The sequence below is a fragment of the Flavobacterium commune genome, from assembly GCF_001857965.1.
GTDB lineage: Bacteria > Bacteroidota > Bacteroidia > Flavobacteriales > Flavobacteriaceae > Flavobacterium > Flavobacterium commune.
The window spans coordinates 1,274,379-1,296,112 of the sequence record NZ_CP017774.1; the positions used below are offsets into that span (position 1 = coordinate 1,274,379).

Here is a 21,734-nt window from a genome sequence, read left to right on the forward strand (position 1 = left end):
CACTACCCATTTTTCTTTTAAACAACACTATTACTCTTTAGGCGTTGCTGCTACATATATATTTCTTCCTTGAAAATACTGAGGAGTTGTTCTTACAACAGAATTATCATTTGTTGCCCCACTGGCTCCCTCCATTTGCATATTCATAATCAGCCAAAATGGTTTACCTACATAATCCTTAGTTGCAGAGGTTTTAAGAGAACCGTCAATATACATTTTAACCAATACATCGGTATTAGAAACTTTTTCCATAGTTAACTTATAATTGTGCCATGTGGTAGCAGCATCAGGAATTGAAGTAAGAACGGAAGTCCATACCGTTTGATTCCAGGCAGGTCCGGTAACTGTGTTTTGTAAAGTACTTGACGTTCCTTTAAACTCTAAAATATCAACTTCAGGAGGCCAGCTCCATGCACCGGTTATCCAAAAAGCAGGCCAGGAACTAGGAGTTATAGGCGCTTTGAAATCGCCGCTAATTTCCCAGTAAGGCAATTCAGAAGTTACTTTAATTTGGTCTTTAGCATGAATTGCGCCCGAATGAAAAGTGATTCTTAGCTTAGGCTCTGCAGTACTGTATCCTTCCCAAGCCCAATTAGTCCACTGTGCTTTTATTTGAAGTACTCCTCCTGTCTGTAATGTTACATTTTCGGCAAACATTCGAGCCGAACCATTGTGATCAGAGCCCCAAGGATAAAGCATATTCCATTTGGCTTCAAATTTTTCTTTGCTACTAAAAGATGTGGAATCCAAATAAACAATAGGCTTAGGAATCCTAATAGTCGTAAAACTTTTTTCTTCCCCATATCCAGTTCCCGCACTTGATGTTGCAAAGGCTCTGATATAAAAAAGTTGCCCATCTTTCAATTTAGATAACTCAGTCGAAAATTCACCAGAACCTTTAACTGCTGTAGCGTTTAACGACTCTCCATTTTCTAATGTTGGATTACCTGTTGTATTCCAGCAAACACCTCTTCTAACAATTGAGGCACTTCCGTTGTCTATTACTTTTGCATCAACAAAGGCAGAAGTTTTTAAAACATTGCTAACTCCCACTGTTTGCACCTGTGGAATTACTTTTTCAGAACCGGAATCAACATCCGGATCTACAGTATCAGATCCATTAACACTACCGCTTGAACAACTTAATGTTAAAAAAGCGATCAGAATTAAACAAAAAACTTCAACATTTTTACTTTTAACTTTTTTCATAATCTATTTTTTGTGATAATTAAACAACTATCTATTTGACCTAAAACGATTTATCCTGCTCAATTTTTCAATACCATACAATAATAAAATATTAAAGAATCCGTATTCTATTTTACTTTCATAACTATAGTTCAGTCTAAAAATCCTAATTAATCCGAATACATCTATAATAAAAAAACTCAAATACAAAATTCATTTTAACAGTTAATACTGGTTAAAATTTATTTTAATTCAAAAATAATAATTCAAATACCAATCTTGTAATCAACTCGCTTAGAAAGAATGTACTATTAATATAAATTGCCGTCAAGAAGGATAAAAAGGTGATATGGTATTCATATAATCTTAAACCATACCACCTCTTTCAATTAAACAAATATTCTACAAAAGCTAATACTACAACTTAGCTCGCAACAATCTGACATTGTCCATGAAAAGAATTGGACTACTACCTCCACCAACATTTGCCGTTTTCTTATATCCCATTCTAATTTTCACCGTCTTAGGTGTAGTAACCACAAACACCAAACTATGATTCTTCCATGTTTCAGTTGCTGAAGGAAAAGCATCATAAATACCTAAACCATCCATCTCATATCCCATCATGCTGGATGCTCCAGATGTAGCTAGCTTCATAAATGACTGCCAGGTCATTGTATAAGTTCCTACCGGAAGACTTAACACCTGTTCTACATAAATATCGGCAGGTCCCCAGTGTTTCTTAACTCCTAAAAGAGCATTACCACCTGTTGCTGTTGCTTTTGGAGCGGTTTCTAAACCGGCAGTAACACTTCCGTAGAGAACTGTACCTAACTTCTGAAAATCATTAGTTGAACCTGCAACAGGAATCTCAATCCATCCCGGCACATCATAAACCATAGTACCTAAAGCAGCTCCAGTAGGATTAGTCTCAAAATCAGCATTAACTAAATAAGTATTTGTCACATCCGTCTGTGTAGAAAAAGACTTTTCTGGTGTAAAGAAAATATCAATTGCACCTTCTTCCGGTTTATAAGCAGTTTTGTACTTAATATCAGTACCCGATTTGTAATCAGTAATAGTAAAGTTACTTAGGTTAGACTGAATAATTAATTGCTTTTCGGTATCATCAGTAGCTGTATAAGTAATAACAGAATAGGATGATTTTTTAGTAAAATCATTTAAAGTTTCAAGAGTTCCATTAAGTGTTGCACCGCTACTAATTCCTGTTGAAATCTTTCTATTCATAATAGCTGCCAATAAAGTAGCCTCATATCTTTCACCATATGTGTTACCAATCTTGAACACTGGAATAGATTTATTACCTAGTTTATCATAGGTACGAACTTCAAAGTTGTATATATTCTCCTCTAGTCCATCAATAATAACATCCAAAACATCAACACCTGATGTCCTGGTAATAGGCACTACTACAGAATCTTTTCCTGTATTCCAAAAAACACGTACTTCAGTCACTTTTGGATCAGAAATGATTAATCCTTTTACATTCACTCTGTTTTTCCCGGCATAGATATGTAAGGAATCTATTTTTCCTGTATAAGAAACCTCGCCTTCTTTAATAAAATCCTTATATCCATCATCCATATTAGTACAAGACCATAAACCCGCAGTCAAAACCAACAACATTATGGTTTGAAAAACATATTTTTTTATTTTGTTCATAACAATCGTTTTTTATCGTTAAAAATTAATTAGCACCATAAACCTGAATCTCACCAATTGCCATAGTTCCAATTCCTCCCCAGTTTTTAATAGAAACAATTCTCAGATATCTTATTGGAGGTGCTGTAGCATCGAAATCCCAACTGAATCCAGCCACAGCGGTATTGTAATCCTCTGCGGTTTGTTCTCCAAATGGAAGACCTGAAGGTTTGGTTGCATTATAAGTACCTAGCTTAACCCATGTCCCATCTAAACTTCCATCTGGATTAGGATTTGCTGAACCCCAAATTTCAAACTCCTTTAAGTTTCCGGTATAATAATACGTTCTTCCATTATAATATTCCGGATAATCCCAAATAACCATACGACTCATCCTTTTCAATACACCAGTATCAATTGTTACAACGTGCTGACCTGGTACAGCACCATCTGTCAAAAATACTTTTGGCCAGTCCATAATGTTTCCATCCCACATACCTGCTGGAATTGCTGTTGGATGTGTTTTTGTATCGCCAGGTAATGGAAAATGCTTGTATCCAGATTTAGGTAAGGTGAATTCTTCTAATGGAGTTATACTTGTAAATATAGTATCTGTAGTATTTAACCATCTATCTCTAACTGTAATAGCAAAATCTTGCTCAACAGACAAGAATCCTCTTATAGTCTTATTAATTACATTAGTAGAAGTATATATACTTCTGGGATTAACAACCCAATCCCCTTTCACATCTTTTTGCATAACCAGGATTGAAAGATTCTCACGCGTAAGATTACTACCGGTAACATAAATACCTCCAAAAGCTGAACCTGTTTGAATACTTCTATAAACATCCCATATTGCTGCTTCTAATGGTTTGATTTTCACGACAACCGGTTTAGAAACAGTTTCACTCCTATTCACAGCATACAATTTAACATCATGTTCATCAGTATCTGCAAATCCTTCTACCGTAAGTGTATTATTGTAATACGAAGATTTGACTTCCATTTTCCTTCCAGTAGCAAGAGTATATTCTGCTTTCACATACAATAAATCCTGATCAGATGGCAAGCTATACGTTAATTTAGCCTTTCCTGGTAAATTCTCCACAGTAACATTCTCAACCTCTCCTGGAGGTGTCGAATTATGTTCTAAAGGCTCTAAATTATTTTGATCACAACTGATAATAAACAAAGTTATCATTGTTGCAAAAATGCTTCTATTTACTATTTTCCAATTCATAACTAAATCTTTTTTTAAAATTACCATCCTAAATTTTGAACTAAGTTTGGATTCTGAATCATTGCTCCTTCAGGTATTGGCCAGAAATAATCTCTAGGAGCAATAAACTGTTGCTGCGACACTGTTACTTCCTGATAATAAGATGTTTGATCAGTACCTTTTACATTCCAACCTGTAATTGGAGCATTTAAATTTTGAGCAGCTAATTTCCATCTTCTCAAATCCCAAAAACGATGTCCTTCAAATGCTAACTCAATTAATCGTTCTCTTTGAATAATTTCTCTAAGTCCTGCTTGTGTAGAAGGCTTAGTTGGTATTGCAGAAAAGTTAGCCCAAGATTCTACCACTCCTGCTAATCCTGCTCTTTCTCTAACACGATCTAAATACTCATACACTGTTGCAGAAGGTCCTTCTGACTCATTTAATGCTTCTGCATACATTAAATATAAATCTGCTAAACGTATTTCAGGCCAGGCATATCCTTTATAGAACGAACCTCCAGTTGTATAAGTAATCTGATTCCAATCCACTAATTTCTTTACAAAATAACCCGTAACATTCATGTGGAATGAATGCGAAGCTCCAGCTGGATCACCAAACTTACCTTTCAATCCCCACACCGTTCCATCATCTGATTTAGAAGGGCTGTCGTATTTGTACCACACCCCACCATCAAAAGATAAATCCGCATAAAAACGAGATTCTCTGTCAAAATTAATTCTTGCGGTAACAAAACCTTCTTTGATATTAAAACGCTCAGCATTTGTTGCAACTCTTAATTGAGTATCATTTGAAAAGTCTAATGTTTTATCTTCATTAATTGGCACTCCATTTTTAGAATAAAACATTCTGGCCATTTTAATTGGTGGAGATAAAATTTTTCTGGCATCATTATGATTGTGTGCCGGATCTAACGGAGGCATCGCTAACCTCTGTATATCTGAAGTCTGACTATTAGAATTCCCCCAAATAATCTCGGAATTCCATCTTTCACACACCGCCTGACGAATACTCATTTGAGTCATGGTTTCTGGCGTAAGTGCAAATGGAGATTGTGGAAAAACATATAAACTTTTACCATTAGTTTCTGCAGATTCAATTGCAGCTAAAGCAGCATCAGCAGCTAATTCCCATTTATTAGCATCATAAGTTGCATTGAATAAAGGAGTACCATCCTTGTTTACTAAACTTGAAAAATCATTATTCCCGTTAAATAATGGACTCGCGGCCATTAACAATAATTTAGCCTTAACACTTAAAGCAATAGTCTTAGTTATTCTTCCGGCTTCTGTTGTTGGAACAAGCGTATTATCCTCAGGCAATTTTTCCGTTGCCATATCCAATAATTCAGCAATATAAGACACACATTCGTCAACAGGCTGTCTTTTAACATTAATTTGATCTTCTGGAGCATCAATGGCAATGTTCGTTTTCATAAGAGGAATAGGCCCATACATTCTCAATAAATAAAAATGATAATATGCTTTTAAAAACTCTACTTCTCCAATCCATCGTTGTCTTTCAACTGCTGTTAAATCTGGAACTTTTGATTCATCGGTAACATTTTCTAAAAAGATATTACAGTGACGTATCCCTATAAACAATTTATAATTATCACCAGGACCACCTCCTGAATAATTCCCATCCCATACATTAAAATAAGGATTCGCTCTTCTTTGACTACCTCTTGCTATTTCAAACACATCACTGGTAATAGACGTTTTATAAGGAATCCACATTTCATCTCCACCTAAAAATGCAGGATTGTGATAGATACTCCCATCTTTTGGAAGGTAAGAGTAACAAGTAAATAAATATTTCTCCGCTTCGTTTCTTAGCTTAAAAGCATTATCGATAGTTGCCACATTATCTGGTATCACATCCAAAAAATCGCTTGAACATGCACCTACAGCAAACAAGGTGATAAATGATGATGCTATTGGTATAATAGATTTTCTTAATCTATTTATTATTGTGTTATTTTCTTTCATGATTATTATTTTTTTATGCCTTTATCATATTCACACATTACAAATCAAGTAATATTCCAAAATTATAGGTTGACTGAATAGGATACCCTAAACCATTACCTCCCATTTCAGGATCCCATAATTTAAATTGACTAAATACTACAGGATTCATTGTATTAGCATACAATCTCAAGCTTGAAATTTTAAACTTATCTAAAAATTCTTTAGATACATTATAACCTAGCTCAACACTTTTAAGCCTTAAGAACGCTCCGTTTCTCATCCACCATGTTGATGTTTGATTATTATTTTCAATGAATGTATCACTCAATCTTGGCCAAAAAGCATATAAGTTTCTGTTATCTTCAGACCAATGATCATCAGCAACTACTTTTAACAATCCATTTTGAGCTCCTCCATTAGTAACAAAAGGAGAAATATTTTGCGGATTAATAAAGAATGAGGAACGTGCTGAACCTTGGAAAAACAAGCTTAAATCAAACTTTTTATAACCCAGTGTCCCACCAAAACCATAAATAATTTCCGGTGATGTTGGATACCCAATCGGCACCCTGTCTAATGCAGAAATTACTCCATCACCATTTACATCTCTATATTTTATATCTCCCCCTCCGTAAACTCCAAATTGTCTTGGCGAATTGGCTGCTTCCTGATCATCAACAAATAACCTTTCGGCTATGTACCCATAATTTTGGGCAATCGAATTTCCTTTTCGATACAAATAATCCAATTCCGGCGGATAATAATTCTCATCATATTTTAATATTTTACTTGTAGCGTAAGTTAAGTTCCCTCTTAAGTTTACAAACCAATCATCACCAAAATGCTTATTATAATTGATAGACATATCCAGACCTTTACTTTCTGCTGCTCCAAAATTGGTTGCAGGTGTTACAGCAAGCCCTAAAGTAGAACCAATATTAGAACGAGTTTGTAAAATATTAGAACGAGTCTGCATAAATGCATCTACTACAATATCAATAGAATTAAATAACTTCAAATCCATTCCAATATTGATTTGTTTGGAACGTTCCCAACTAATTTTATCGTTAGCATATCTTGAAATGGAAACACCGTTACGGTAATAACCATTCAAATCTCCAAAACTAGCTCCGTATGTACCATTATTCAAGTTAACCTCAGATAAATAAAAGAACCTATCATTTGGATTCCCTATTTGATCATTACCAACCCATCCATAACTGGCTCTGAATTTTAAATTACTCACTACATCAAGTAAGGGTTCAAAAAACTTTTCATTAGAAACTACATATCCTAATGCTAATGAAGGGAAGAATCCATATCGATTATTTTTAGCAAAACGTTCCGAACCATTATATCCAAAATTAAATTCAGCTAAATATCTCTTATCATAAGCATAAGTAAAACGCCCTGAAAGTCCAAAGTTTCTGGAAGGCAATGAAGACTGAAGGCCTCCTGGATTACCTGACTCAAAATTTTGCAAAATGTTAATTAACATTCCCCCAACATCATGTTTCTCATTAAAGGTTCTATTATAATTAACAACAGTTTGAAAATAAATTTCTGCTCTAAGATTTTTAAGCCCTTCGTTATAATCCAGATATTCTCTACCTGGAATACCAATAGAACCTTCACCTCCAGGATTTAACAAGTTTAAAAATACCTCATCAGTATCCGGATTAATTGTGGCATTGTAATAAAAAGGATTGTACTGTCTTGAAAGATTATAGAAAGAATATCTTCTAACATACCCCATAGCTCTTGCACTTAAACCCGGAGTGATTCCTTTAAGATCTTGTTTCAATTCCAATTGAGTCTGAATCGTAGAAGCTTTACTTACTTGATATCCTCTTACCATTTCTGCATAAGGATTCGTTAATAAGGTAGTACTTCCATAACCTGCAACAGCTCCACCAAATAAAGGATGGTCAATATAAGGTAAATATTTAGATGGATAAACCGCTGGAAAAGCTACCGGATTAGACCAAATTGCTCTATTAAACAATCCCGTTCCTCCACCAATAGGACCTGTATAATCATCAAACTGACCATAAAACCTAATAATCCCTTCTGTAGTAGGAGTCAGCTTAATATTAACATTAGATCTAAAGGAATAATTTCTTAATTTAATATTATTATTAAAATTATTCAAGTTATCCACTTTCAACACTCCATTATCAATATTATAAGTACTTGCCACATAATATTGTGTATTATCGCTACCTCCGCTAACACTCAAATTATATCCTTGGTTAAAAGTATAATCTTTTATTAATTGATCAATCCAGTTATTATTAGGGTATAAAATAGGATCAGCGCCGGCAGCAGTTCTATCTATTTTAACTTGGGAATATGGCAAAACACCAATAGGGTTGCGGGTTAAAACAGCCTCATTAGCCAAATTCATATACGTTATATTATCTGCAAATTTGAAATTTTTGGTATTACTAGACAGCTTATTTTCTTGACGAAATCTAAATTTCAATTTACCGGCCTTACCTGATTTAGTAGTAATCAATACTACTCCATTTGCACCACGAGCTCCATAGATAGCGGCTGCCGAAGCATCTTTCAAAACTGAAAAAGCTTCGATATCGTCTGGCTGTAAGCGTGCCATATCTGTAGTTGAAGATTCAACTCCATCAATCAAAATTAACGGATTTACTTTTCCTGCTCCGAAAGACCCTAAACCACGAATAAAGAAATCAGAATTATCAGCACCTGGTTCTCCGCTTCTTTGATAAGCAATCATCCCTGATACCCTTCCCGCCATCATTGTCGTTAAGTTACTTGAAGGTCCTTTAATTTCTCCAACCGGAATGGTAGTAATGGCACTTACTAAACTTTCTTTCTTTTGAGTTCCAAATCCCACAACAACTACCTCTTCTAATCCTTCTGAACTTGGTTTTAATGAAACTTTAAAATCCGTTTTATTACCTATAGGCAATTCTTGTGTTTGATAACCAATAGAACTAATTACTAAAATCTTTGAATTAGCATCTAGCTTCAAAGTAAACTTCCCGTCAAAATCGGTTATAGTCCCTATTTTAGTATCTCTTATCGAAACGGTTGCTCCAGGAAGCGGCATCCCATTTTCATCATTAATTTGTCCGCTGATACTTTTTTGTTGTTGTTGCACTTTTTGAAGTCCTGTTTCACTTGCATAATTAATCGCATACGCCTGCACCTGTGAAAAAGAAGCCAATACACAAAACAATGTGAGTTTCTTTCTCAAATCAAATCCAGATGCACAATCAGGAACCTTTTTCATCCTAATAAATTTTGTCATGTTTGCTTGTAATTTTTTGGTTAATTAATAGTTTGTTAGTGTGTAAATCATTATCGTTCTTAGAAATCTATTAAAGAATAATTCATCTAATATTAACATATAATTCACATTACAAATCTAATGGAACAGAATGCTTACAGAGGGGGTAAATACCACATTAAAAAAGGGGTAAATTAGTATTTTACAATTAAAAACAGCTTTTTTTTACATCTACAATAAAAAAACAAGAATAATTTTACGCAATAATCAATTAATTAAGAAGTCGCCTAAATAGAAAAAAATCACCTATGAGTCATTCTAATCCCAAATAAAAGTTAAAGAAAAGCGGCCTCATTTCATTTGAAACGAGACCGCTTTTTTAGACTATTTAAAATCAAATCATTTCACAAAACGGGACATCTCTGAAGCTGCTAATAAAAAAGCACCTACACCAAAATCAGCAGTGGAGTTTTTATCGACAACTTGACCCGGGATGGCTTTTTCGCCTATCGGCTGAACATAGCCAACTGTACCGTCTGCTTGAAGAGCAAAATGAGTTAAATAATTCCATGATTTCTCCACTACAGGCAAATAGGTTGCTTTATCTAAAATTCCGTTATTAATTCCCCATAAATAACCATAAGTAAAAAATGCCGTTCCGCTAGTTTCCGGTCCCGGTGCATGTTCTGTATCTAAGATACTTCTGGTCCAATAACCTTCTTTTTGTTGGGCTGCTGCCAATGACTTAGCCATATCTTTAAAGCGATTGATGTATTCTTGTCTGTGTTTGGCATTCTTTGGTAAATCCTGAATAATTTTGGCGTAGCCTGCAAAAATCCATCCGTCTCCTCTGGCCCAAAAGTCTTTCTTTCCATTGGCACTTTTATGTTTTGGGTAAACATATTTTGCATCGCGGAAATATAATTTTGCCTCATCGTCATACATAATACTATTAGCATAAGTTAAATACTCATGCAACTTTTCAAGATACAATTCATTCCCCGTTAACTTATACAACTTGGTCATAACCGGCATTACCATATACAATCCATCAACCCACCACCAGTAATCATTAGCTGCGGTACTCATTTGATATTCCATCACCTCACGGGCTCGGGCAATTTTATGAGCATCTTTTTTTCCTGTATAATTATACAAATCAATATAAGTTTGAAAACAAATTTGCCAATCGCCAAACAAAACATGCTTATCGGTTTCTCCATAATTGTATTTCCATTCGGATTTATTTGTAGATTTAGCTCCCATCCATTGGTTTTTCTCAGCCCAAGCCATAGAATAATCCAGATATTTTTTGTTTTTAGTTACTTTATAAGCTTCCATATTTCCGGTATGATAAGCAGCAACATTCCAGAAAGCGTTACCTAATTCCGGGTGGGAATCCTGCCAATGACTGTTTACTTTATCAATAATAGCAATTACTTCTTTTTTAGATTGCTTTATAGTTACTCCTTGTTTTACTGCGGTACTTTTACAACTAACAACTGCTAAAGCGGTCATCAGCACCAAAAGTGTTTTTTTAAAATTCATTGGTTATAGATTAGATTATTATTTTATTATTTTCAATCAGTCAATGTATAAATTTGCAAGAAAAAGATCAAGTTGATTTCCAGAAACTCTCATTCAATATATACTTATTATCTTTTACATTTTGATACTTCTTTTTGAATTCCGAAGGATTCATATCATAAAACTGCTGGAATTGTTTTCTAAAATATTTAATATCACCAAAACCCGCCAATGAAGCTGCCTGACTTATCTGCAAATCGGTTGTAATTAACAAAGTAGCCACTTTTCTTAAACGCACACTTCTTGTGAATTCTGAAACCGACTTACCAGTAATTTTTTTGATTTTCTTATAAACCAATGAATGACTCATCCCTAACTCAAGAGCCAAATCCTGCACATTGAAATTTTCTTGATCTAAATTAGCATCAATCACCTCAACAATTCTATCAATCAACTTCTTATCCTCATCGGATATTTTTGAACTTACAACATTTTTAGTAACAGAATTAAGCAAATAATTCTGTTCACTATCACGTCGGCTAAGTATCCCGTTAATTCGCGCCAACAAATAATCATTATCAAATGGTTTTGTAATATAATCGTCAGCACCTACTTCGGCACCTTTCAGTTTCACCTCTTCCGAAGTTCCTCCGGTAAGCAATATTATCGGGATGTGTTTTAACTCCTCATCAGATTTGACATGTTTACAAAAAGCCACACCATTCATATCGCCCATTACCACATCCGAAATAATTAAATCCGGCTGCACTTTTCTAATTATTTCCAATGCTTTTTCGGCACTTTCGGCAGCAGTAACACTGTATTTAGGTGCTAATATTTTCTTCAGATAATTTCTTATTTGAGGATTATCGTCCACAACTAAAATGCTTTTGGCATCTTTTATTAAGTCTTCTGTAATTTCAGATTCTTGATTATCTTCTAAAACATCTTCCTCTAATGTTTTGTCCTGTAGAAATTCTTCTAAAAACAAAGTTCTGTCACTTAAATCTTCCCGTATTTCAATATCGCCAAAATGTTCTTTTCCTAAAAGCAATCTAATTTCAAAAGTAGCTCCGCCATTTTCATTATCTGCACAACTCACCCTTCCGTGGTGCTGATTAACAAATTGTTTTACCAAATAAAGTCCGATACCAAATCCTTTTCGATTGTTTTTAATGTTTTTATTCGATTGATAAAACAGATTGAATATTTTGTCTTTATCAGCATCCGGAACTCCTTCACCGTTATCAACTACGTTTATAACAACCTCATTAGCCACACAACGCAGCTGAACCGCAACCGCACCATTTTCTTTTTCGGTAAATTTTAAGGCATTCGAAATCAAATTAAACAAAGCCATTTCTATCTTTTCCCGATCGGCATAAACAAATACTGATTCTTCAGAAATACTAAAGCTATAGTCTATTTTTTTAGTTTTGGCATGATGTACAAAACAGCTAAAAACCTCTTTAGCCAATTCAACAATATCAATTTTAGCAATTTTGAGTTTTCCGGTCTCGGTTTCGGTTTTTCTAAAAAGCAACAACTGATCTACTAAACTCAATAATCTTCGGGAATTGCTATACACCATTTCTATAGCTCCGGAATCTATTTGCTGCTTATCGCCATAAATAATATCTTTCAGTGGATTGATAATCATTGTCAAAGGAGACCGAAATTCATGAGAAATATTGGTAAAAAAAGTTAGCTTTTTTTCGTTCAATTCCTTCTCCTGTTTGGCTAAATTCTGTGAAAGCTGCACCTCATACTTTAATTGAGCCTGCTTTCTTTGGTATTTATCAACTACATAAATCACAAAAGCAATAGCTAACAAATAAAGGAAATAAGCAAAAGAACTTCTGTACCAAGGTGGCAATACAGTGATGGGCAACGAAATGATTTTAGAATTCCAAATTCCCTCTGCATTTGTAGATTTAATTTTTAAAGTATAATCGCCCTCTGTTAATCTTGAATAGTTGGCACTTCTTATATTATCGACATAATGCCATTGCGAATCCCAACCTTCCAGAAAATAAGCATAAGATATTTTCTCAGGCAAACTGTACTCTAATGCTGCGAATTCTATATTCAGCATCGACTCATCATACGGAAGTTTTAGCTCATCAATTCCAAAAGTGGTTACGCCCGATTCCTCTATAGCCTTGTTATTTACTTTTATCGAAGTAATTACCAGTTTGGGGAAAGCATGAATTTGTGCATTTATTTTGGTATCAATAATATTAAATCCCTTAATTCCTCCGAAAACGATTTCCCCCGTAGAAAGCTTGAGTGCCGCATTGTAATTAAACTGATTGCTTTGAAGTCCGTCAGCATCATGGTAACTGGTTATTTTTCCGTTAGCAGCGTTGTATACAAAAATACCATTATAAGTACTACACCAATAGACTCCCCGTTTATCCCGAATTATATTTAGAACCGAATTATTTGGAATTCCATCAGCCTGGGTTAAAAATTTTCTCTCCAAAGTTTGGGGATTAAAAATCATTAAACCGCCTCCCTCAGTACCTACAAGCATTTTGGTATTAGAAATGGAAACAATGGATCGCACAGGATATTTAATCTCAATTTCCTGACGCTTCAATGTCTTTGGATTGAGTTTAATTAATTTTGTAAAATTTCCTAACCAAAGATTTTCCTGAAAATCCTGTGTCATCGAAATGATTCCGCTAATTTTTGCATCTACAAAATCAAATTGATCAATAGTTGCATTATAACGGTACAATCCCTCTTCATCCGGAGAACCTGCCCACAAAACTCCGTCTTTACTATGAAAAAGTACCCAGATGTTTTTTTGGATAATATTATATTTCAGATTAAAAAGCTGATATCTTTTAAAACTTTGGGTCTGAGAATTAAATAGACAAACTCCTCCTCCATAAGAGCCAAACCAGATTCCTTTGGCATCTTTTACAATTGTCGAAACAAAATTATTTGCCAACGAATTAGAGTCACTTGGATTATAAGAATAATTAGTAAAAACATTATTCTTTCTGTCCCACAAACTGGCTCCGCCACCATCAGTTCCTATCCATAGATGATTGCTATCCTGTTCACACAACGACAAGATAAAATCACTTGGCAAAGTATTGCTTGTTTTTTCATTTTTAGAAACGGTCGAAAAAGGACTTTTTTTATTTTCAAACCTGTTGACACCTCCTCTTAAAGTACCAATCCAAACCCGATTTTCACTATCAAAATACAAAGACGAAATAGCATTACTATTTAACTTTTCATTCTTCAAACTTGCACTTAATAACGAAAAAGAATCCGAAGTAAAATTGTATTTTACAATACCATTACCATTAGTAGCAATCCAAAGTTCTTTCGAATCGGGTTTATACATTAAATCAGCTATAGGATATCTAATTTCCTGATTGGTATAAATTCGATGCGTTTTATCAAACGTATTGTATTTTAACAAACCTCCATCAATTGCTACCCAAACATTTGAAAATCCATCATAAAAAACACAACCTCCACTCAAAACATCCGGATAAACTACAGTAATTTTTTTTGCGTTTAACTCCATCGTTACAAGTCCTGCACCCTGAATAAACCCCCATAATCTCCCTGATTTATCAAAATCAATTCCTTGAAGATGATAATCCCATTGTAATTTACCGTTTATATAAAGTGGAATCTGGATAATTTTCTTATCCTTATCCGAATAACAAAGCAAACCTCTACCTGCGCTGGCAATATATATTTTGCTTTTATAATCTTTAATTGCATTGATTGCAATACTTATTAACTCATTTTTACCCGTTTTAGGATTCACACAATACCTCGCACTGAACCGGTTAGTGAAATAACTATAAACACTCAAACCTGTTTTTGTACCAACCCAAATCTCATTTTGTGTTCCACAGATACTAACAACTCTGTTATTAATTAACGAATTGGCATCATTCGGTTCATTTCTGTAATTGGAAAAACCATAACCGTCAAACCTACTAATCCCATCATACGTTCCAAACCACATGAAACCTCTCTTGTCCTTATAAACGGAAGTTACCGCATTATTAGCCAATCCATTTTCAATACCAATGTATCCAATGTCATACTTTTCCTGGCTATAACCTGAAACAAGGAACTTAGGTACACGCTGCGAATTAATCGTAAAAGAGATTAAAAGCATTAAAAACAGTAGCACTCTATTTATCAAAATACACTTTGGTTAGTTGGTTAGGAATATTTTTTTATTCAAATTTAGGGTTCGCTCAAACATCCTTTACATCAGCGTTAAAAAAAGAGCGGTGGTTTAAACCCTAAAAGTAGAAAAACCTATGAATAAATATCATAGGTTCTCTAAATAAACACAAAAAAAACCACTAAATTAATTAACTAATGAAATTATATACGAATAAGTATATTTTTTATCCAATAATCGATACTCATCATGCGGCAAACTTCCCCAGCTATCATCGCCACCCACACCTCTTTGCTTATAATCCAAATGCAGGTAAACTGCTTCCTTAGAATTCAAATCTAAATCAGAAGGATGACGCTGCGATTTACGCTTTCCGGGATCTAAATCTTCTGTTGGGATATTCAATGCACTAAAACCAATAGGCTGAATTCCTTCAATTTTCAATCCTTGCCCCTTATCATTTTTCAATATCAACCAGCGAACATCGGTTTTATATCCTGATTCCTGTGGACGAATATAATTTCTGGTATATTGATTAATCACCTTATCCGAATAAGTTCCCATAAACGAAGCCGTATTTCTATCAGAATAATTTTCCCAAGGGCCTCTTCCGTAAAAATTCAAATTATCATAAACTCCGTTTAATTTTAAACGCATTCCAAAACGAGGCAACTCAGGCAAATCTTTCCCTGTCATATCAATTGACGCTGTAAGCTTTATTTTTCCATCATTTTGAATCAGATAATTCACCGTATAAGGCACTTCAACCTGAGCCAATTTGTAAACCACTTTAATCAACAATCCTTCGGTAGATTTTTTATCCAAATCAATACTTACCACCGTTGGATTTTTATGAGCTTCCCTCCAAACAACCAGTTTATTTTGCATACCACTTCCAAAATCATTATCCGTTGGAGCTCGCCAGAAATAAGGTGTTGGAAAATTAGAAATCATAGTATTCGCATCACTTTTCAAGGCATATTTCACAATTTCTCCTTTTTGCAAATCAAATGCTCCGCTAACGTTTTCTGTTTCAAAAGAAAGCACTTTATTTTTTTCAGAATACTTCAATTTAGCCGGACTTTTAGAAACTGCAACAGTATTTTGAAAATAATTTCCTTTACCGATTGCAAATTGTGCTCTGGCAACTTCATGCCCTTTTGCAACCAAAGGAGCATCGTATTTTGAAAAAGCAAACACATTTACATAGTACTCTGAATTAGAATCCAAAGCTCCTAAATCCAAATGAAATTCTTTAGTTTCTTCAGGATTTACATCCAAATTGAATGTAGCTTCTTTTACTTTCTGCCCATCTTTAATCAATTCCCATTTAAAATTATAATCAGAAAGATTGGTGAAATTGAAATAATTTTTAACCACTAAATCCTTTTCATTTTTCAATTGAAATTGAATGTCCTGATACACTTTTTTAACTTCTAACAAACCCGGGTGCGGAATTCTGTTAGCCGAAACTAATCCATTAGCACAGAAATTTTCATCATTATGTAATTTAGCTCCTCCTAAATCACCCCCGTAAGCCCAGAATTCTACTCCCTTTTCATTTTTGGTTTTCATTCCCTGATCAACCCAGTCCCAGATAAAACCTCCTTGCATGTGTTTGCTACCATGAATAATATCCCAATATTTCTGGAAATTCCCGCTACTATTCCCCATAGCATGTGAGTATTCACACATAATATACGGACGTTTTTTATCGGCTTCAGCATAAGTTTTCATGCTTTTAATACTTGGATACATTGGACACACAATATCAGTATTTTTATTCTCGCCGGCTTGTTCAAACTGAACTGGTCGCGAAGAATCCACCTGTTTCAACCAGTCGTAAGCATCATAAAAAACAGGACCATTTCCACATTCATTTCCTAAAGACCAGATAATAATCGAAGGATGATTTTTATCGAAAGCAAACATTCTTTTGACACGGTCTAAATGTGCCGGCACCCATTCCGGCAAATAAGCCGGATGTTTTTTCTGATCAAACCAATTTTGCCATTCGGCTCCCATCCCATGCGTTTCTATATTAGCTTCATCAACTACATAAAATCCATACTCATCACACAAATCATAAAAATGAGTATCATGTGGATAATGACACATACGAATTGAATTGATATTGTATTGCTTCATTAACTGAAGGTCTTTTATCATTAAATCCTTGTTAGGCACATGTCCGTTTACATCATCATGCTCGTGAATATTCACTCCTTTTACTAAAATCGCTTTGCCATTAACCAACAATTGAGCGTTTTTGATTTCTACTTTTCTAAAACCTGTTTTTTTAGAAATAATTTCTAACACCTTTCCTTTATTATCCAGTAAAGTGATTGTATATCGGTACAAATTGGGCGTTTCAGCATTCCATTGCTTTACGTTTTCTATTGTTTTTTGAAAACTAATTTTTAATTCTTTCGAACCTATTTTTTTAGTTTCCGAGAAAACAACTTTACCATCATTGTCAAACAATTCTACTTTAACAGCAGGATTTTTTATCTTATTATTTTCGAAAGATTTTAAAGTAACATCCAGATTAAAAATTCCGTTTTTATATTGATTGTCTAAATCACTTTTCACAAAATAATCCCAAACAGTAGTTTTTGGCATTGCCTGTAAATACACATCACGCTCAATACCACTTAATCTCCAAAAATCCTGATCTTCCAGATAACTTCCATCATGCCAACGAAATACTTGTACTGCAATTAAATTGTCTCCTTTTTTCAAAAAAGAAGTAATATTAAACTCGGCCGGAGTTTTAGAAGCCTTTGTCATTCCTACTTCTTTTCCGTTCAAAAACACTCGGGCATAACCCGTAATAGAACCAAAATGAAGGATGATTTCTTTGCCTTTCCAGGAATCAGCAACCGTGAAATTACGACGGTAACTTGCCACAGGATTGTAATCGCCACCTATAAAAGGCGGATTTTTAGGAAAAGGATAGGTAATATTAGTATAAATAGGAATATCAAAACCTTTCATTTCCCAGTTTGAAGGCACAGCAATCTCTTTCCATTTTGAAACATCCAAATCGGTTGCGAAGAAATCCTGCGGTCTTTGTGTTGGATTTTTTACAATATCAAACTTCCAAAGTCCGTTTAAACTTTGATACAATACTGATTTTTGAGGATTATTTTCTTTTAATTCTTCCGCATTACTATACAAAAGAAAAGAACTTCTCCCTGCCTCTTTTCCTCTGTCCAGTATTTGAGGATTCTCCCATTCGTTAGTTTGGGCAAAATTAATCTGTACACCTAAAAGCAAAACAACTGCTAAAAAAACCTTTTTCATCTAACTATTTTTGATTCTTAAATAAAATAGAAAATTGTCATTCCAAAATAGCCTAAAAACACATTAAAAAAACCATCCTAATATTAACCAAAATAAAAACAGTCAGCTAAAATAAGGAATGACAAAAATCCAGATTACAAATTTATACAACCCCACAAAAGACATGAGGGCTAATTTGGCACAATAAAAGGGGTAAATTAGTAAAAACAATAAAAAAACCGCTTTTTAAATACAGAATATCGAATTAATTACATTTTATATTATTTATATCTCACGAGAAGTACAAGAGCAAATAGAACTTTTAATCTAAAAAATTAATCATTAATCAGAGCTATTTAAAGCAATTATCATAACTTTTTTTGAATTAATTATAAAAAGGCAAAAACTAAAAAAAACACTTTTTTCGAAACGCTTCTATATAAAAACTGACATTTTGAAATCCACAAGCGTTAGGATTAATTCTTTTTCAAAATACAGTTTTAAACAAAAAAAGCCTCTTCTTTCGAAGAGGCTTTTGTACCCGGAGCCGGAGTCGAACCGGCACGGTTTCCCACAGGTGTTTGAGACCAGCGCGTCTACCAATTCCGCCATCCGGGCTTAGCAGACAGAGATAATAACAATTATCTCAACGCAATAAAGAAAATTTAATCCTTAGACCAAATGTCTTTTCTTTAACACGGTGCAAATGTAAAAAATATTCTTAAACATTCTAAGAAAAAATCTTAAAATTTTACTTTCACAGTCAAATTAATTTTCTAAATTTGCAGCTCGTTAAAACAGCATATACTAACTAACTCCACCCGAGGCATTTATACATAATCTGGCTTTAAAAAAAGACAAAGCCAAGGCTGTATGGAGCGCAACGGAATAAAAACAACAAATTAAATGTCACAAAAAGAACCAGAAGCTAAAATTTTTGCTTGTTCACAAAGTGTCTATCTAGCTGAAAAAATTTCCGAAGCATACGGCATTCCATTAGGTAAAGTTTCTATGTCACATTATAGTGACGGTGAATTTCAACCTTCTTACGAAGAGTCCATCAGAGGTTTACGCGTATTTATTGTTTGCTCTACTTTCCCTAACACGGATAATTTAATGGAGTTATTATTAATGATTGATGCTGCTAAACGTGCATCGGCCAGACACATTACCGCTGTTATGCCCTACTTTGGCTGGGCAAGACAAGACAGAAAAGACAAACCAAGGGTTCCAATTGGAGCAAAACTAATTGCTAAAATGCTGGAAGCAGCCGGAGCAACCAGAATCATGACCATGGATTTACACGCAGATCAAATCCAAGGGTTCTTTGAAAAACCGGTTGATCACCTTTTTGCTTCAACAATATTCTTACCATACGTAGAAAGCCTTAAGTTAGATAACCTAACAATTGCTTCTCCGGATATGGGAGGTTCCAAAAGAGCTTATGCTTATTCAAAATTCTTAGAATCAGATGTTGTTATTTGCTACAAACAACGTAAAGCAGCCAACATTATCGATACTATGGAATTAATCGGCGAAGTAAGAGGCCGCAATGTTATCCTTGTTGACGACATGATTGACACAGGAGGAACATTAGCAAAAGCAGCCGACTTAATGATGGAAAGAGGAGCATTAAGCGTAAGAGCTATTTGCACTCACGCTATTTTGTCTGGAGGAGCTTACGAAAAAATAGAGAATTCAAAGTTAAGCGAATTAATCGTTACCGATTCTATTCCTTTAAAGAAAGCATCAAACAAAATTAAAGTTGTAAGCTGCGCACCACTTTTTGCCGAAGTAATGCAAATGGTGCAAAACAACAATTCCATTAGTGGAAAGTTTATCATGTAACTAAAAAAGTACTTAGCACATAGTCCTTAGTCTAATAGCTAAGAATCAGACTATGAACCAGAGTCCAAAATAAGGACTTGGGACTAACAGCTAAGGACTTAAAAAAAGAGTTTAATTAATAACTATATAAATATTTAAAATGAAATCGATTACAATTAAAGGATCAGAAAGAGAAAGCGTGGGCAAAGTTGCTACTAAAGCCTTACGTAATGCTGGAGCGGTTCCTTGCGTGTTATACGGAGGAGATCAACCAGTTCATTTTTCAGCAGAAGAAAAAGCATTCAAAAACTTGGTTTACACTCCAAACGCTCACACAGTTGTGATCGAATTAGAAGGAAAATCATTCAATGCAATTTTACAAGACATCCAGGTTCACCCAGTTTCTGACAAAATCTTACACATTGACTTTTTTCAATTGTATGACAACAAAGAAATCACTATTGAAGTTCCTGTAAAAATTATTGGTAACTCTAAAGGAGTTATGGCAGGTGGAGATTTACGTATCAACAACCGTAAATTAAAAGTTAAAGCTTTACCAAAAAATCTACCGGATTTCGTTGAAGCTGACATCACTCCTCTTGACATGGGTAACAAATTATATGTTACTAAAGTACCTACTCCAGACTTCAAAATCATGCACCCAGATAACACAGTTATTTGCCAAGTGAAGATGTCTCGTGCGGCTATGAAAGCAGCTCAAGAAGCAGCAAAAGCAGCAAAAGCTCCTGCAAAAGGAAAGAAAAAATAATTTTTTTTCACTTATACAAAAAGCATCAATCGAAAGGTTGGTGCTTTTTTTTTGAAACAAATGTCAATAACACAAAATCAATTGCAATGTAAAATAAGTTAATTATTGAAATTGACATTTGAACCTTGTAATTGAAATTTATAGTTATTTTTGCAGCATGTTAAAATGGATCAACCAGTTGTTTTCACCAACAAAAACAGCAGACAAAACAGATTATATGAAGAAATTTCTAATCGTAGGACTAGGAAATATAGGTGCCGAATACGTAAACACACGCCACAATATTGGATTTAAAGTATTGGATTATTTAGCCAAAAAAGAAAGCCTTGACTTCCAAACGGTGAAATTAGGCTCACTAGCCGAATACAAATTCAAAGGAAGAAGCTTTTTTCTTTTAAAACCCAATACTTATATGAATTTAAGCGGCAAAGCCGTACAATATTGGATGGAAAAAGAAAACATCCCACTGGAAAATATATTTGTCATTACTGACGACTTAAACCTGTCTTTTGGAACCATCCGCATCAAACCTAAAGGCAGCGATGGCGGTCACAACGGATTAAAAAACATCAATTTAGTTCTAAATACCAATCAATACACTCGTTTTCGTTTTGGAATCAGTGACGAATTCAAAAAAGGAAGACAAGTAGATTATGTACTGGGCGAATGGAACGACCAGGAAAAAGAAGCACTACCGGAGCGTTTAGAAATAGCTTCCGAAATCATTAAATCTTTTGGAACAGCCGGCTTAGAAAATACCATGACAACATTTAACGGAAAATAAAAAAAGGCTGGAAATTTTCTCTCCAGCCTTTTTCAAT

Annotated in this window: 11 protein-coding genes and 1 tRNA gene; 3 read left to right on the forward strand and 9 right to left on the reverse strand. The window is 34.4% G+C overall.

The genetic code is table 11. The annotated features are described in order from the left end of the window. Positions 1-30 precede the first annotated feature (30 nt). From BIW12_RS05360 to BIW12_RS05400, 9 genes are all read right to left on the reverse strand, one after another. Entirely contained in the window at positions 31-1,209 is a 1,179-nt protein-coding gene (locus tag BIW12_RS05360; RefSeq protein ID WP_071184155.1) for a glycoside hydrolase family 16 protein, read from the reverse strand. A gap of 396 nt (positions 1,210-1,605) precedes the next feature. Then, entirely contained in the window at positions 1,606-2,871 is a 1,266-nt protein-coding gene (locus tag BIW12_RS05365) for a DUF4998 domain-containing protein (RefSeq protein WP_071184156.1), read from the reverse strand. A gap of 25 nt (positions 2,872-2,896) precedes the next feature. Continuing rightward, complete coding sequence (locus BIW12_RS05370; RefSeq protein ID WP_071186158.1) at positions 2,897-4,093, reverse strand: DUF4959 domain-containing protein; 1,197 nt, start codon at positions 4,091-4,093, stop codon at positions 2,897-2,899. A 20-nt stretch (positions 4,094-4,113) separates the two neighbouring features. Beyond that, positions 4,114-6,084 carry a RagB/SusD family nutrient uptake outer membrane protein gene (locus tag BIW12_RS05375; RefSeq protein ID WP_083382050.1) on the reverse strand — a complete coding sequence of 657 codons (1,971 nt, stop codon included), beginning with the start codon at positions 6,082-6,084 and terminating at the stop codon, positions 4,114-4,116. A 37-nt stretch (positions 6,085-6,121) separates the two neighbouring features. After that, entirely contained in the window at positions 6,122-9,337 is a 3,216-nt protein-coding gene (locus BIW12_RS05380) for a SusC/RagA family TonB-linked outer membrane protein (protein ID WP_083382051.1), read from the reverse strand. A 396-nt stretch (positions 9,338-9,733) separates the two neighbouring features. Continuing rightward, positions 9,734-10,882 carry a glycoside hydrolase family 88/105 protein gene (locus tag BIW12_RS05385; RefSeq protein WP_083382052.1) on the reverse strand — a complete coding sequence of 383 codons (1,149 nt, stop codon included), beginning with the start codon at positions 10,880-10,882 and terminating at the stop codon, positions 9,734-9,736. A 67-nt stretch (positions 10,883-10,949) separates the two neighbouring features. Then, on the reverse strand, positions 10,950-15,020 hold the full coding sequence (locus tag BIW12_RS05390) for a hybrid sensor histidine kinase/response regulator transcription factor (protein WP_071184157.1): 4,071 nt from the start codon (positions 15,018-15,020) through the stop codon (positions 10,950-10,952). Positions 15,021-15,218: 198 nt separating this feature from the next. Then, positions 15,219-18,338, reverse strand: coding sequence for a glycoside hydrolase family 2 TIM barrel-domain containing protein (locus tag BIW12_RS05395; protein ID WP_071184158.1), 3,120 nt, complete (start codon positions 18,336-18,338; stop codon positions 15,219-15,221). Positions 18,339-18,855: 517 nt separating this feature from the next. Further along, positions 18,856-18,935 (reverse strand) — tRNA-Leu (locus BIW12_RS05400). Between the two features lie 288 nt (positions 18,936-19,223). On the opposite strand from BIW12_RS05400, the gene BIW12_RS05405 reads away from it, so the two are divergent. The 3 genes from BIW12_RS05405 to pth all read left to right on the forward strand — a co-directional run bounded on the left by BIW12_RS05405 (position 19,224) and on the right by pth (position 21,697). Then, positions 19,224-20,165, forward strand: a complete 942-nt coding sequence (locus tag BIW12_RS05405) for a ribose-phosphate pyrophosphokinase (RefSeq protein ID WP_071184159.1) — start codon at positions 19,224-19,226, stop codon at positions 20,163-20,165. Positions 20,166-20,304: 139 nt separating this feature from the next. Beyond that, a complete protein-coding gene (locus BIW12_RS05410; RefSeq protein ID WP_071184160.1) occupies positions 20,305-20,913 on the forward strand; it encodes a 50S ribosomal protein L25/general stress protein Ctc in 609 nt (202 codons plus the stop codon). Between the two features lie 157 nt (positions 20,914-21,070). After that, positions 21,071-21,697, forward strand: a complete 627-nt coding sequence (gene pth / locus BIW12_RS05415) for an aminoacyl-tRNA hydrolase (RefSeq protein WP_071184161.1) — start codon at positions 21,071-21,073, stop codon at positions 21,695-21,697. Positions 21,698-21,734 lie beyond the last annotated feature (37 nt).

Excerpts from the sequence above, each read along its gene's own strand:
- BIW12_RS05370 (WP_071186158.1), bottom strand. The coding sequence starts at position 4,093 with ATGAATTGGAAAATAGTAAATAGAAGCATTTTTGCAACAATGATAACT.
- BIW12_RS05390 (WP_071184157.1), bottom strand. The coding sequence starts at position 15,020 with ATGCTTTTAATCTCTTTTACGATTAATTCGCAGCGTGTACCTAAGTTC.
- BIW12_RS05380 (WP_083382051.1), bottom strand. The coding sequence starts at position 9,337 with ATGAAAAAGGTTCCTGATTGTGCATCTGGATTTGATTTGAGAAAGAAA.
- pth (WP_071184161.1), top strand. The coding sequence starts at position 21,071 with ATGTTAAAATGGATCAACCAGTTGTTTTCACCAACAAAAACAGCAGAC.
- BIW12_RS05365 (WP_071184156.1), bottom strand. The coding sequence starts at position 2,871 with ATGAACAAAATAAAAAAATATGTTTTTCAAACCATAATGTTGTTGGTT.
- BIW12_RS05375 (WP_083382050.1), bottom strand. The coding sequence starts at position 6,084 with ATGAAAGAAAATAACACAATAATAAATAGATTAAGAAAATCTATTATA.
- BIW12_RS05385 (WP_083382052.1), bottom strand. The coding sequence starts at position 10,882 with ATGAATTTTAAAAAAACACTTTTGGTGCTGATGACCGCTTTAGCAGTT.
- BIW12_RS05410 (WP_071184160.1), top strand. The coding sequence starts at position 20,305 with ATGAAATCGATTACAATTAAAGGATCAGAAAGAGAAAGCGTGGGCAAA.
- BIW12_RS05395 (WP_071184158.1), bottom strand. The coding sequence starts at position 18,338 with ATGAAAAAGGTTTTTTTAGCAGTTGTTTTGCTTTTAGGTGTACAGATT.
- BIW12_RS05360 (WP_071184155.1), bottom strand. The coding sequence starts at position 1,209 with ATGAAAAAAGTTAAAAGTAAAAATGTTGAAGTTTTTTGTTTAATTCTG.
- BIW12_RS05405 (WP_071184159.1), top strand. The coding sequence starts at position 19,224 with ATGTCACAAAAAGAACCAGAAGCTAAAATTTTTGCTTGTTCACAAAGT.